The sequence below is a fragment of the Sporosarcina sp. HYO08 genome (assembly GCF_001563475.1).
GTDB lineage: Bacteria > Bacillota > Bacilli > Bacillales_A > Planococcaceae > Sporosarcina.
On record NZ_LPUT01000003.1, the window covers coordinates 40,380 to 54,708 of the forward strand.

The window sequence follows — 14,329 nt, forward strand, 5'->3', positions numbered from 1 at the left end:
TTACAAGCACCTTTCACTCTTATCGTCCAAGGAACTATGCCTTGCATCAGGTTCGGCACCTTCGCGTTAGACTTTCGTCTTTGCAGGTTGCCGGGCTTCATAGGGCCTGATCCCTCCACCAGCTCGGGATAAGAGTATCCGTTTCAATTAAATATCCTACGTAAAAAATCATTATCTGTCAAGTTTTTTCATTTAGAGCAAACATTTTCCGACCAACAATGTCAATTCTTAATCTTTTTCCAAGTACGACTTGAATTTTGAAATAGTATAGACTATTATTCTAAATGTGTTATACTAATCACATATTCGTTAGATTTGATAATTAAAAGGTATTTTCTTCCATATACTACAATGAAAAGGATGATAGTGATGATCTCTGCAAAGATTGGTGATGAGCTAAATATGCTTCTTTCTGGTAAAAACGTACAGGTACAATTATCTGTACCGCAATTAGTTGAAAAGGCCGTTAGCCGCGGGGAAGCGAAGTTAACAGCAGACGGTGCGATTGTATCAGAAACAGGTAAATACACAGGTCGTTCCCCTAAAGATCGATTCATCGTTGAAGATGCGTCTACAAAAGACAAAATCGACTGGGGCAAAGTAAACGTTCCGATTTCTTCTGATGTATTTGAACGACTTTACGCGAAAGTTCTTACACATTTACATGGGAAAGATGAACTGTTCGTATTTAAAGGCTTCGCGGGTGCAGATCCTGCTTCCAGACTTTCACTTCAAGTGATTAATGAATTTGCGTGGCATAACTTGTTCGTCCACCAATTGTTCATTCGCCCAACTGAAGAAGAATTGCTTGCACATGAATCTCAATTTACAATCGTTTCTGCGCCGACTTTTAAAGCAGATCCAAAAGTAGATGGAACGAATTCAGAAGCATTTATCATTGTCTCTCTTGAAAAACGCGTCGTTCTGATCGGTGGAACGGAATACGCAGGTGAAATGAAGAAATCGATCTTCTCGATTATGAACTTCTTGCTTCCTGAAAAAGGCATTTTGCCAATGCACTGTTCAGCAAACGTTGGTGATGAGGGTGACGTGGCATTGTTCTTCGGACTTTCCGGAACAGGTAAAACGACATTATCGGCGGATGCAAATCGCAAGCTGATCGGTGACGACGAGCACGGCTGGTCCGACAATGGCGTCTTCAACATCGAAGGCGGATGCTATGCGAAATGTATCAATCTGTCTGCTGAAAAAGAGCCTGAAATCCACGGTGCGATTCGCTTTGGATCTGTCCTTGAAAACGTTGTCGTCGATCCGGAAACACGTGTGCCAGATTATGACAATAATTCATTAACAGAAAATACGCGCGCTGCGTATCCGATCCATCATATCGACAACATTGTCACACCGTCGATAGCGGGTCACCCGAAAACAATCGTATTCCTGACGGCTGATGCATTTGGCGTATTGCCACCAATTTCAAAATTAACAAAAGAGCAAGCGATGTACCACTTCTTAAGTGGCTTCACATCGAAACTTGCAGGCACGGAGCGCGGCATTACATCGCCAACAGCAACGTTCTCTACTTGCTTCGGTTCACCTTTCTTACCGCTTCATGCAACGGTTTACGCAGAAATGTTAGGAAAGAAAATCGACGAGCACGGTGCACAAGTATTCCTTGTGAACACTGGCTGGACTGGCGGCGAATACGGCGTCGGAAAGCGTATGGATCTTAAATACACACGCGCAATGGTACGCGCTGCACTTGCAGGCAAATTGAACGATGTCGAAACAGAAGTGAACGAAGTATTCGGTCTTCAAATGCCAACAGCGATCGAAGGCGTTCCTTCCGAAGTATTGAATCCACGTAATGCATGGACTGACGTCGATGCATACGACAAAAAAGCAAACGAACTAGCAGATCTTTTCCGTGAAAACTTCAAGAAATTCGGTACGGTTTCTGAAGAGATTTCTCTTAAAGGCGGACCGACTGCATAATTTGCAATAGTAAACCCGACGAACAACGGCGTTCGTCGGGTTTTTTTGATTGGTGGAAGCCTCTTCGTACGTGTAAGTGCAACTTCGGAATGCTAAGTGCACTTCCGCATCCACTCACACAACTCTCGTACAAGTCGTGCATTTTCCACCGGGGGAATAAAGTGCGTATACGCCGGAAAATACCAAGTTTCATACGGTCGATCATGCTCGCGCAATGCATTTTCCAGTAGCACCGCTTGCTGATAGGACACATTGACATCGCGCATACCATGGATAATGAGCACAGGTGCATCAATTTCATTCACACGAAAAAGTGCCGTGCGATCGCGGTATTCTTCCGGCATACTATTCGGTGTGCCACCGATAACCCGCTTCATCATCCGCCGCATATCTTTTCGTTCATTGTATGTAAACACGACATCCGACACACCCGCCCATGTGACAACAGATGTAATGTCGTCGCGTAAAATGGCCGTCCACAGTGCCATAATGCCGCCCCGCGAAAAAGCAAATAAGTGAATACGCTCTTTATCCACCATTGGATGTTGTTTTAGCACTTCTACACCATTTACCGCATCTTGACGGTCATCGCCGGCGAATTCATCGCGCCCTTCCCCGCCGCGATTCCCTCGGTAATAAGGGGCAAACACAATAAATCCGTGGGAGGCGAACTGTGCAACACGTGCTGGACGCACCATGCCCACATGTTGAATGCCGCCCCGTAAGTAGAGAAGCCCTTCATACTGCCCTTCTGCAATCGGCGCAGCCAATAACCCCTTCACCTTTAAGCCATCCGAATAATATGTAATTTCCTCCAACTGCACATGTGGATTTGGGGATGGATACGGCCTACGCTGAACAATCGAACCATTATGATGCATGTTCTACCACCCACTTTCTTAACAATTCCATGCCGGTGCCTTTCATATGAAAGCTTAACTCCTGACAGGCATCCAGCTCTTCATCCGTTAACCAAACGGCGCCGCTCGTTTCAAAAAGCGTTGGGTTTTCTTCGATCCGCACGACCGTCCCTGTGAATACAGCTTTACAAAAAGTGATATTACTGTCGACGATATACTCGGCAAATTTACCTACATTCGTCAGCTCAACACCCGTCTCCTCCATCGTTTCGCGAATCGCCGCTGCTTCAACTAGTTCGCCGGGTTCTGCTTTGCCGCCTGGAAATTCAATGCCACGCACCTCATGCCGCGTTAACAACCATCGATTTTCATGCTTCAACACAACGAGAACATGCCGTGCTTCCATCCCAAAGCGATTGTCGCCGAATGTCAGCTCAACACGTCCCCCATTCACATCCGTAAATGTATACATCGCCTCACATCCTTTCGTTTATCTTAACGAAAGAAATCACTTCATTCAATGAAAGTACGGAAGCTTTTCAATCACTCTTTTCGACTCCTCATCCGTAAACTCATGAATCAATGCATATACTTTAGCAGAACGCTTATCAATCTCATGATTATCGCGGTCATAATGATACGGGATATATGGCAAATGCGAACGAAAAAAATTTCTAAATTCCAGCTGATTCATCTGCTCAAATAAACGACTAAAAATGGGAATATACGCACGTGGAATTTCCACCGCATATTCCCACGGAGAGTCATCTGGGTATTGATAAACTTGCTGATCTTTCACTGAGACGTACATTTTATAAGTTTCCATTCTAAAACACCTTCCTTTTAAATAGAATGGGCTTTTAAAAGGAAAACCATGCACCCGAGGGATGCATGGTTTCGGAAAATTATTTATTATCTTCACCGAGGAATGCATTTAGCATCCACTGGTGTTTTTCAATGCTTTGGTAGGTAGCATTTAGAAGGTCTTCAGTCATATCGTCGCCAGCCGCTGCCGCAACTTCCATACCGCTTTTGAGTGACGTCATAATTTTTCCATAGTCGCTCGCAATGGTGCGCACCATATCATCCGCATTTTCATTCCCAGTTGCTTCTTCAACAACCGACTCCGTTAAATGTTCTTTTAACGTAGCTGTCGGTTCGCCGCCAAGCGTCAAAATACGCTCTGCGATTTCATCCATATGTGCCGTCGCTTCATTGTATAATTCTTCAAATTTCGCATGCAATGTAAAAAATTGATGACCTTTCACATACCAATGATAGTTATGCAGCTTCGCATACATCACAGACCATGTAGAAACTTGTTTGTTGAGCTCTTTGATTAAATTTTCTCGCAAGTAGAACATCTCCTTTTATAATGCATCTCGCTGTTATTTTACCACAGACGTGGATAGAATAAACTTAACAGCAACTTTTACGGGTTGAACCTTTGGCAGTTGTGGCAAATATAAAATTCAGTCACATTTATGCCGAAGTATAATTGACTGATAGAGGTGATTCAGAAATGAAGACAGTATTGATTTTTCTGATCAAGTTTTATCAAAAGGCAATCTCACCTATGAAACCCCCAACATGTCGCTTTTATCCAACTTGTTCACGTTACGGTGTCGATGCTCTGGAAAAACACGGGGCATTGAAAGGATCATGGCTCACGTTAAAGCGAGTCTCTAAATGCCATCCTTTCCACGAAGGCGGATTCGATCCGGTACCGGACCGGAAACCACATCGCTAAATGACGATATTGTACGGCTCGGCTTCGGCCGGGCTTTTTTGTCGGCATTTTTCTATTGCTAAATGGTAATTTATGCGATATTATAAAAAAACAGTAAATCGTAATCATTTCGATTAATTACGGGGGATCAAAACTATGCGAAAAATAAAAATGAAAATGGGCCTGCTTGCATGCGCTTGCCTGCTCGTTTTAGCAGCTTGCGGCACAAAAGGAAGCTCTGAGCAGGAACCGAATGACCTATTAAAAGTCTATACAACCGTCTATCCTCTTCAATATTTCACCGAGCAAATCGGCGGTGAATACGTTGATGTGCAATCGATCTATCCGACTGGGGCCGATGAACACATATTTGAACCTACCCAGAAAGATATGATCTCGCTTGCGAAATCCGATTTGTTTTTCTATATCGGACTGGGGCTAGAAGGTTTTGTGGAAAATGCGGAGAAAACATTAAAAAATGAACAGGTGAAGATGGTTGCGACAGCTGCGAACATTTCTACCGATCGACTGGAAGAAGGACGTGATCACGATGATGAAGGTCATGAGGAAGGCGATCATGAAAGTGATGCACATGAACACGACCACGGCCAATTCGATCCGCATGTGTGGATCTCCCCTATATTAAGTATAGACCTAGCTTCCTCTATCAAAGATGCACTTATTGAAAAAGATCCAGCGCATGAAGCGGATTTCCAGGCGAATTATGATGCATTGGCGAATAAATTAAAAGCGCTGGATACGCAATTTAAAGAAATGGCTGCGATGGTTCCAAATAAAACGTTCTTCGTGTCGCATGCAGCATTCGGTTATATTGCGGACACGTACGGATTTGAACAAGTCGCAATTGCAGGCTTGAACTCACAAAGTGAGCCGTCCCAAAAACAGCTCGCAAAAATTGTGGCAGAAGCTAAATCCAAAAATGTGAAGTATGTATTATTTGAACAAAATGTATCATCAAAATTGACGGATGTTGTCCGAAAAGAAATTGGCGCGGATTCCCTCATCCTGCATAATCTTGGTGTACTGACGCCAGATGATGTAAAAAATAACGAAACGTATTTTACGTTAATGCAGCACAATATAGAAGTATTACGGACCGCATTGGGCGGTTAAATGGCAAACACCCCTTTCGTCAAGGGGTGTTTTACTTTATTCCAATAAGCTTCTCAGTTCACGCCTAAGCAGTTTATTGGAAGCATTACGCGGTAGTGTTTCTACAAATGTGAATGCCGTGGGTACTTTATAACGCGCCAATCGCTCTTCGCAAAAACATCGTAATTCGGCTGGCGTGACTTCGCCATTCGCCACAACGAACGCAACAGGAACCATCCCCCACTGCGGATCGTCTTTTCCGCAAACCCCCGCCTCGATGACGTTTGGATGTGCCGCTAACACATTTTCAATCTCGGCGGGATACACATTTTCACCGCCTGAAATAATAAGATCCGAACGCCTATCCAGGATAAATAAATACCCTTCTTCATCCAAATAACCGATATCCCCTGATGGAAACCAACCGTTTTCGGACGGCTCGATGTCTTCAAATTTACCGATATAACCGGGCGTCACATGCGGACCACGAATGAGCACTTCCCCGATGTCATTGGGTGATTTTGCGTCTTTAATTTGTATTTGATTAAAAAATAATGGCTTGCCCGCCGATCCGATTTTTCGAATGGCATCGCTCGCTGCAAGCGTAGCTGTTTGAGAGCTTGTTTCCGTCATCCCATACGTTTGTAAAACAGGCATGCCCAGCCTATTGGCGCGTTCGATGTAATCTTTTGGCACCGAACCGCCCCCTGCAAGCATCGTTTGGAAATTCGGGTGCGCTTTCGCTTGTTCTGCCTCTAGTTCACGCATCACTTGATCCAGCATGACAGAAACGATCGACATTCTGGTGATCGTGCCCTGTTGGATTTCATTCGCGACCGCTTTCGCATCAAACTTCTCATACAATCGAACGGTCATCCCGTATACTGCCGAGCGGACAAGAATCGAGAATCCGCTAATATGGAACAACGGCATGGAACAAAGCCAAACGTCATCATCATGGAGTCCAAGATTCAAAACAGATGACAGCGCACTTGAGACATGATTGCCGACCGTCTGACGCACACCTTTTGGAAAGCCCGTCGTCCCTGACGTATACATAATCGTAATCGTTCGGTTATCGTCCCACTGATCCGCCACTCGGAACGGTTGTCTTGGACTTTGTTGTATGTGAGAAAATGTCAGTTGCGGAACCGCAGTGGAACCAAGCAGCCCCAATAGATCATCTGCAACAATGACAGCTTTCGCTTCGGCATCCGCCAGTTGCCAGTCCATTTCTTTTTTCGATAAACGACTATTGAGCATGACAATTTCAAGCCCGACGAGCAAACACGCATGGATCATGCACACCATTTCTGCGTTAGATGGACCCAAAAGTGCAATGCGATCCCCTTCATGCAAATCATTTGCCTTTAGCTTTTCTGCATAATCTAACGCTTCTTCTTTTAATTGTGCAAATGTCCACGCGCGATCTTGGAATGACAGTGCAATTTTGTTTGGCGTTAAATAGGCTCGCTGGATCAGCCAGTTTGGTATCATTTGATTCACCTACTTTTAAGTTAAATTTGTATACACGCTGTTGGTTATGAATGATTAAGCGGTTGTTATAACCGCTATGGAGGCGCCGCGGAATTGTTTATAACCGCCATGCAATTTTATCACTGATCCAAAGCGGCTATATAGAAAAAGCTGCCCACAATAGGCAGCTTTTCAACATTCCTTATGGAAAACGTGGGAATTGACCGAAGTCTGGTTTGCGTTTTTCTTTGAAAGCATCGCGGCCTTCTTTTGCTTCGTCTGTCGTGTAGTACAGAAGTGTTGCATCGCCTGCTAGTTGCTGTAGGCCTGCAAGTCCATCTGTATCTGCGTTCATTGCCGCTTTTAGGAAACGTAATGCTGTTGGGCTCATTTCGAGCATTTCCTCACACCATTGGACCGTTTCATCTTCTAGCTGCTCATATGGTACGACCGTGTTCACAAGCCCCATATCCAATGCTTCTTGTGCATTGTACTGACGGCATAAGTACCAAATTTCACGCGCTTTTTTATGGCCAACGATACGTGCTAAATAGCCAGAACCGTAACCCGCATCGAATGAACCGACTTTTGGTCCAGTTTGTCCAAAAATCGCATTGTCTGCAGCGATTGTTAGGTCACTAACAACATGCAACACGTGTCCGCCGCCGACTGCGTAGCCCGCCACCATTGAGACAACCGGTTTTGGAATGACGCGAATGAGGCGCTGTAAATCTAATACGTTAAGACGTGGGATTTGGTCATCCCCTACATAACCGCCGTGACCACGAACAGATTGGTCACCGCCAGAACAGAATGCATCCTTACCTTCACCTGTTAAAATAATGACGCCGATGCTTTCATCATCGCGTGCACGTGAAAATGCATCGATCAATTCTGCAGTTGTTTTTGGTCGAAATGCATTGCGCACTTCCGGACGGTTTATTGTAACTTTTGCGATTGCACCGTATTGTTCATACTTAATATCTTCGTATGTACGAATTGTTTCCCATTGACGAGTCATTCGATTTCTCCCCCATCTAAGCTTTTCATATGTTCCTCTATTATTGTAACAAACTTTTCAGGCTTTTCCACATGAACCGCATGCCCGGCTTGAGGAACTGTCACATGTCGAGCGCTCAGGAACATATGTTCCATTTCCCGGGCAATAGTGACAAATTTCCCGTCTATTTCACCGGTAATAAGCGTAACAGATGCTAAAATAGTCTTAAGACTTTCCCAATAGGACGGCTGACTTCCCGTTCCAATGCCATTTAAGCTACCCGCAAGTCCCTCTGCCCGTTGGCCTAACCGCTCTTTGCGAATCAATTTCCGATTTTCTTCAGGTAACGCTTTTTGTGAATGAAATAACGGAATACCTTCCCAAAAATCGACAAATTTCGAGAGTCCCTCATTCGTAATTCGCGCCGACAATAAACGATCCGACTCTCTCCGGACAGCCCTCTCCGCTTCCGTCTTCAGTCCGGGCGATGCACTTTCTAAGACAAGTGATTCTACACGCTTCGGATACTGAACTGTATACCCAAGCGCAACACGTCCACCCATCGAATAGCCGACAAGCGTAAAACGATCTAGCGCTAACAGTTTAAATAACGCTTCCAAATCCGCGGTTTGCTCTTCCATTGCATACCGTGCCGCCTCTTCAGGCACAGACGTTTGACCGTGACCCGTTAAGTCAATCGCAATCATGCGGTATTTTCCATGCAGTCGCCTCATTACATCCCGCCATGTAGCTGTACTGCCCGTGAAACCATGTAGAAAGACGATGGCAGGCAAATGTTCATCCCCATCTATCTCGACATGTATGTTGATCCCTCGGATGGCAATCATTTGTTCAGTCATGTGCATCTAGTCTTTCTGCAATGTTGCTCCACATCTTGCGGTGGGCTGCGACACTTGCCGGACGATCCGTAAACACTTCAATTATACGAAGCGGCGTTTCTTTCTCGCGTTGAAGTACCCCTTCAAATTCCTCTGACGTCCTCACCATGTCATATTGCGCTCCATACATCTGGGCAATTTGTGCAAATGTTAAGCCTGTTGGCGTACCAAACAACTCTTCAAAATGATGCGGCATATCTGCCTGCGGTAAGTAAGAGAAAATACCGCCGCCATCATTATTCATCACAACGATCGTCAAATCCGTTTCATGGAATCGTGTCGCAAGCAATCCGTTGACATCATGCAAGAACGATAAATCCCCGATGACAAGCCACGCCGGACGTTTGCGCGCTGCTTGAATACCTAATGCTGTTGAAATGACACCATCGATGCCATTCGTTCCTCGATTTGAAAAGATCGCAATATCTTTGTCTGTTTTTCTAAAAAATGTATCGACATCACGAATTGGCATACTGCTGCCGCTAACAAGATCAACGCCGTTTGGCAGGCCCTCAAACAATTGATTGGCAAAACATCCTTCATCGCCTATATACCCTTTATGCGCACTAGAAATCATTTTCGCGATCTTATTCGCTTCCGTCCACTTCTTTGTGTACGCAGTCATCGGTTGCTCAACGCAGCATTCGAAGACGGCTTCCGGCGTACTTTGCACATGATGCGTCACAATTCCGATTGAATCCCGAAATTCCGGTGATTCATCGACCGCTACATAGACTTGCGGACGAATGTTTTTCAAGTAAAGCGACAGCGGCTTGGAAACAGGCTGCGCACCAAAACGAATGACAACATCCGGATTTACCCGATCGCAAAACGAAGCACTTTTTAATAAAGCGTCGTATTGATCGATGCATAATTCGGCACAGTCGGCTGGCACTTCCGCCCGAAAATTCGATAACGGGTCACAAAGTACCGGCCAGTTCAATGCTTTCGCAAACTGCCAAAATGCTTTTTTATCCAGATGAACCGGTAATTCACCCGCAATGATCATCCCTTTATCTGTAGATGATAAAATTTCTATCAGCTGAGCCGCGGTCCCTTCGTCTAACTGATCTTTCGCTGCCATCCGCTGTACGAACGTCATGACAGGGGCTTCCCCTTCCAAATCAATTAACAATGGCTCGCGAAAAGGGACATTAATGTGAACAGGTCCCAACGGTGCCGTCATCGCAACCGCGATTGCCCGATTTAACTGCCGTTCAACAAAGTCATCGACCGCTGAGTTTTCTTCTGGCAGCGGAAAATCAACACTATACTTCACATGCTCACCGTACATGCGAATTTGGTCAATCGCCTGCGGTGCCCCAACCTCACGCAACTCATGCGGACGATCCGCCGTTATAACAATTAATGGAATACGCGCATAATACGCTTCTGTAATGGCTGGGTGATAATTGGATGCGGCTGTTCCCGATGTACACAACAAGACAACTGGTTTCCCCGAGGCCTTGGCCATACCTAACGCAAAATAGCCTGCGGAACGCTCATCCACTTGCATATACGTCTTGAGCTGTTGCGTCGATGCAAATGCATAAGCAAGCGGCGTTGACCGGGAGCCCGGGCTAATGACAGCCGCCTCAACGCCCGTTTTCAGTAAGGCACCCGTCATTCGCCGTACATAATTTGTTAAAGTTTGCCGATTACCCATCTAATTTTCCTCCAAGCGCTCGCATGACAGGTCTAAACTTCACCCAAGTTTCTTCATATTCCAGTTCTGGATCAGAATCCGCAACGATCCCCCCGCCAGCATATAAATAAGCCCGATCTTCACTCAGCAACGCGGATCGAATGGCAACGGCAAATTCACCATTTCCTGCAGCATCCGTCCAGCCGATCGGCGCTGCGTAATAACCCCGATCCATCTTCTCCTCGTCACGGATCACTTCCATTGAAATATCCGTTGGCACACCGCCTAATGCCGGCGTTGGATGTAAAGCTTGTACAAGACTAAAAATATCGATTCCTTCCTCAATCTCACCCTCTACAGGCGTATAGAGATGTTGGATATCACGAATTTTCATGAGCTTTGGCACTTTCGGGATCGACATATTCGTACAAAAATCTTGAAACACTTGCGAAATCATCGATACCACATATTGATGCTCTTCCCGATTCTTTCGATCATTTAACAAAGCTTCTCCAAACGCCTTATCCTCGGCCGCAGTTTTGCCCCGCTTAATGGACCCTGCGACACACGCTGAATAAGCCCGGCCATTCTCAATTTCAATGAGGCGTTCAGGTGTCGCACCGAAAAAGAGTTGCTTTCCTTTTTGTAAGCCAAAATGATAACTTTCGTTCTGTTCGTTTGAAATATGATGTAATGCTGTCACAGCCGATACATCTTCCTCAAACTCCAGCATCATAGACCTCGCGATGACAACCTTTTCGGCTTCACCTTCTTGAATTTTCGCCGTAACATTTTCGATCGATTGGAGATAACGCTCTTTTTCAATTTCCGTAATCTCTGCAACTTTCGGCTTCGATTGCGGATGAAATTCCTCAACTTGTGCAATATGAATGAGACGATCCCTTTCATCGCGCAACTTATCAAATTCTTCCGCAGCATTTACATCTGCAGTGATCAAGTTAGTCGAAATAGCTGTTTTACCATTTTTGATCACTAATTGAAAAGAAGGCACAACAAAATACGCGGAAGGATACGCCGCCCACTCCGACTCTTTCATGCTTTCCGGGTCAAATGAAAAGCCGCCAAATAAAATGGGATCCAGATCTTTTTCTTCTTTAATTAATGCATGACAAAGCTGTTTCCAAGCATTTGATATATGAGCAAACCGATTTCTCCCACTATCACTCGTCAAGACAGCTGCATGTCCAAGTCCTACAAGTGTTAAGGTTTGATCGGCATTCTGCCAATAAAAACGTTCCTGTTGATATTCGGAATCCCCCGCTTCAAAAAAGGCCAGTGGTGATAGACGCCCCACTTCAATGGTTTCTGTAAAAAAGTGAATGTCTTCATTTTTTTGTCCAATGTAGGAATTGCCAGTCGCGGTTAACTTCAGATTCATCCTTTTCCCTCCGTACCTCAATTCAAATACCACCTCTATTCTATCATATCCAAGCCGTTTTGAAGTGTTTTCGGCATTTGATAAGTAGCAGTACATAGTTTTGTCATTTTAGAGTACAATGGAGACGGCACTACATCAACGAAGGAGAGAATTTTTTTGCAACAAACGATTAAAGCGGATACGGGTTGGCGCATTTGGTGGCAGTTGACACGTCCGCATACACTAACAGCGGCATTTGCACCCGTATTTCTTGGGACAATGATTGCATTACCCTATGGAAAACTTCATTTCCCTTTATTTATTGCCATGTTAACCGCAAGTATTCTCATTCAAATGGCTACGAATATGTTTAATGAATACTACGACTTCAAAAGAGGTTTGGATACAGAACACTCCATTGGAATTGGCGGCACCATTGTTAGAAACGGCGTGAAGCCTAAAGTCGTACTCAATCTTGCCTTTTTACTGTATGGCATTTCCATTCTTATCGGCATCTATATTTGTATGTCAACGTCATGGATGCTTGCGGTTGTCGGCTTAGCATCCATGGCAATTGGCTATTATTATACGGGCGGCCCTTACCCAATCGCCTACACACCATTCGGCGAATTGTTTTCCGGCGTCGTCATGGGGATGCTACTCATCCTCATTGCTTTTTATATCCAGACCGGTACCGTTACAACAGAGGCTGTTTTATTATCAATTCCAAGCATGCTTCTTGTTGCGGCCATTATGCTTGCGAACAACATTCGCGACATTGAAGAAGATACTGTCGGCGGGCGTAAAACACTTGCCATTCTTGTGGGTCGCTACAATGCAGTAACGATTCTGTTACTCTTTTTTGCAGTATCCTATGTGTGGATTATTCTACTTGTCCTTTTCGGCCATTTAACACCGTGGGCATTGCTCGTTTTTCTTAGCGTCCCAAAACCAATCAAAGCCGTGATAACCTTTAGACAATACATCCAGCCACTTCAAGTCGCGCCGGCAATGAAAGGCACGGCTGTGACAAACACATTATTCGGTTTATTGCTAGGAATTGGCCTCTTGCTTGGTCATCTTCTGTAACCTGCGGCCTGAAACGTTCGATCGTTTCAGGCTTTTTTATTATGTTTTTTATCAAGGCTTTTCGGGTAAAAATAGTACTAAGTAAAATTACAATTAACTACTTCATGAAGTGGATTAAAAATGAACATACTACAAGTATTATCGAAAAGGACGTGACGGTTCATGTTAACGGATATGCAAAAATCTGCACTAAAATATGAGTTATTAGAAATGAAAGAGCAACTAACAAAAACTGAAGAGGGAACGAGCACTAGCCATAGAGACCGTGAAGGCACAGAAGAATTATCAATGTACGACAACCATCCTGGAGATATGGGCACAGAACTGTATGAGCGAGAGAAAGACATGGCTTTAAACGATCATGCAGAAGGTGAATTAAAAAAGGTTGAGAACGCGCTGCAGGCGTTAGAGAACGGCACGTATGGCAAGTGTGAAGAATGCCAAGCAGACATCCCTTTTGAGCGATTACAAGCCGTTCCTCATACAACATTATGCGTAGAACATGCCGTTGAAAATGTACCGAATGATCCGCCCGTTGAAAATGACCAGTTAATCATGGCGAACACGAATACATTTAGTGACAGAAGATCCGGTGCAAGACGAGATGGTCAAGACAGCTTCCAAGAAATCGCCAGATCAGGCACATCGGAAACACCGTCAGACTTTATCGGAGACTACAACAGTTACACGGATTTGTATGATAATGATTTATCGGACGGCGCAGCAGAGGATATTGAGGAATTTACAAGTACGGATATGAGCGGGCAAACGAGAGGTTTTGTACGATCAGACGCCTCCGATGCCTATGAAAAAAAGTTAGATGAAGAAGGGCTTGAGTCAATCATCGGAGATATTCCTTACCATTACCGGGACAGCTACATCCATGATGAACCAAGAGATCAATTGGAGCAATAAAAAATAGCAATTCAATAAAAAAACCTTACAAGTCGAAATGACTTGTAAGGTTTTTAGTATTATGACCCCTACGGGATTCGAACCCGTGTTACCGCCGTGAAAGGGCGGTGTCTTAACCGCTTGACCAAGGGGCCGTTATGTAATGGCGGAGAAGGAGGGATTCGAACCCTCGCGCCGCTTACGCGACCTATGCCCTTAGCAGGGGCACCTCTTGAGCCTCTTGAGTACTTCCCCGTAATGGCTCCGCAGGTAGGATTCGAACCTACGAC

General features: G+C 44.9%; 14 protein-coding genes, 2 tRNA genes and 1 riboswitch. Of the genes, 5 read left to right on the forward strand and 11 right to left on the reverse strand.

The features are described 5' to 3' along the window. Positions 1–16 precede the first annotated feature (16 nt). Positions 17–135, reverse strand: a riboswitch (SAM riboswitch). 234 nt (positions 136–369) lie between these two features. Continuing rightward, positions 370–1,956, forward strand: a complete 1,587-nt coding sequence (gene pckA, locus AU377_RS03455; RefSeq protein WP_067404253.1) for a phosphoenolpyruvate carboxykinase (ATP) — start codon at positions 370–372, stop codon at positions 1,954–1,956. 92 nt (positions 1,957–2,048) lie between these two features. Here the strand turns inward: pckA and AU377_RS03460 are convergent, their stop codons facing one another. The 4 genes from AU377_RS03460 to AU377_RS03475 form a co-directional block, all read right to left on the reverse strand. After that, a complete protein-coding gene (locus AU377_RS03460; RefSeq protein ID WP_067404256.1) occupies positions 2,049–2,837 on the reverse strand; it encodes a S9 family peptidase in 789 nt (262 codons plus the stop codon). Next, the gene (locus tag AU377_RS03465; RefSeq protein ID WP_067404259.1) at positions 2,827–3,288 is read right to left on the reverse strand and encodes an NUDIX domain-containing protein; all 462 of its coding nucleotides are present in this window, start codon (positions 3,286–3,288) and stop codon (positions 2,827–2,829) included. The genes AU377_RS03460 and AU377_RS03465 overlap by 11 nt, the downstream gene beginning before the upstream one ends. A gap of 45 nt (positions 3,289–3,333) precedes the next feature. Further along, positions 3,334–3,642, reverse strand: a complete 309-nt coding sequence (locus tag AU377_RS03470) for a transposase (RefSeq protein ID WP_067404262.1) — start codon at positions 3,640–3,642, stop codon at positions 3,334–3,336. Between the two features lie 79 nt (positions 3,643–3,721). Further along, complete coding sequence (locus AU377_RS03475) at positions 3,722–4,171, reverse strand: Dps family protein (protein WP_172794014.1); 450 nt, start codon at positions 4,169–4,171, stop codon at positions 3,722–3,724. 167 nt (positions 4,172–4,338) lie between these two features. Between AU377_RS03475 and yidD the strand changes: the two genes are divergently transcribed. Further along, on the forward strand, positions 4,339–4,566 hold the full coding sequence (gene yidD / locus AU377_RS15220; RefSeq protein ID WP_082731912.1) for a membrane protein insertion efficiency factor YidD: 228 nt from the start codon (positions 4,339–4,341) through the stop codon (positions 4,564–4,566). Between the two features lie 135 nt (positions 4,567–4,701). Then, positions 4,702–5,679, forward strand: a complete 978-nt coding sequence (locus AU377_RS03480) for a metal ABC transporter solute-binding protein, Zn/Mn family (protein ID WP_067404268.1) — start codon at positions 4,702–4,704, stop codon at positions 5,677–5,679. Between the two features lie 36 nt (positions 5,680–5,715). On the opposite strand, the gene AU377_RS03485 is transcribed toward AU377_RS03480, so the two are convergent. The 5 genes from AU377_RS03485 to AU377_RS03505 form a co-directional block, all read right to left on the reverse strand. Beyond that, positions 5,716–7,155, reverse strand: coding sequence for an o-succinylbenzoate--CoA ligase (locus tag AU377_RS03485; RefSeq protein WP_067404271.1), 1,440 nt, complete (start codon positions 7,153–7,155; stop codon positions 5,716–5,718). 181 nt (positions 7,156–7,336) lie between these two features. Continuing rightward, a complete protein-coding gene (menB, locus tag AU377_RS03490; RefSeq protein WP_067404274.1) occupies positions 7,337–8,155 on the reverse strand; it encodes a 1,4-dihydroxy-2-naphthoyl-CoA synthase in 819 nt (272 codons plus the stop codon). Continuing rightward, positions 8,152–9,000: a 2-succinyl-6-hydroxy-2,4-cyclohexadiene-1-carboxylate synthase gene (gene menH / locus AU377_RS03495; RefSeq protein WP_368664418.1), complete on the reverse strand. Its 849-nt coding sequence runs from the start codon at positions 8,998–9,000 to the stop codon at positions 8,152–8,154. The genes menB and menH overlap by 4 nt, the downstream gene beginning before the upstream one ends. Then, positions 8,987–10,699 carry a 2-succinyl-5-enolpyruvyl-6-hydroxy-3-cyclohexene-1-carboxylic-acid synthase gene (menD, locus tag AU377_RS03500; RefSeq protein ID WP_067404280.1) on the reverse strand — a complete coding sequence of 571 codons (1,713 nt, stop codon included), beginning with the start codon at positions 10,697–10,699 and terminating at the stop codon, positions 8,987–8,989. Before menD ends, menH begins: the two co-directional genes overlap by 14 nt. After that, on the reverse strand, positions 10,692–12,077 hold the full coding sequence (locus AU377_RS03505; protein ID WP_067404285.1) for an isochorismate synthase MenF: 1,386 nt from the start codon (positions 12,075–12,077) through the stop codon (positions 10,692–10,694). The genes menD and AU377_RS03505 overlap by 8 nt, the downstream gene beginning before the upstream one ends. Before the next feature lie 156 nt (positions 12,078–12,233). On the opposite strand from AU377_RS03505, the gene AU377_RS03510 reads away from it, so the two are divergent. After that, positions 12,234–13,145 (forward strand): 1,4-dihydroxy-2-naphthoate polyprenyltransferase, encoded by a 912-nt coding sequence (locus tag AU377_RS03510; protein WP_067404288.1) that lies wholly within the window; start codon positions 12,234–12,236, stop codon positions 13,143–13,145. 162 nt (positions 13,146–13,307) lie between these two features. Next, complete coding sequence (locus tag AU377_RS03515) at positions 13,308–14,060, forward strand: TraR/DksA C4-type zinc finger protein (protein ID WP_067404291.1); 753 nt, start codon at positions 13,308–13,310, stop codon at positions 14,058–14,060. 62 nt (positions 14,061–14,122) lie between these two features. Here AU377_RS03515 and AU377_RS03520 read toward each other — a convergent pair. Together AU377_RS03520 and AU377_RS03525 are read right to left on the reverse strand one after the other, a co-directional pair. Further along, positions 14,123–14,194: transfer RNA gene (locus tag AU377_RS03520), tRNA-Glu, on the reverse strand. Positions 14,195–14,203: 9 nt separating this feature from the next. After that, positions 14,204–14,294, reverse strand: a tRNA-Ser gene (locus AU377_RS03525). Positions 14,295–14,329 lie beyond the last annotated feature (35 nt).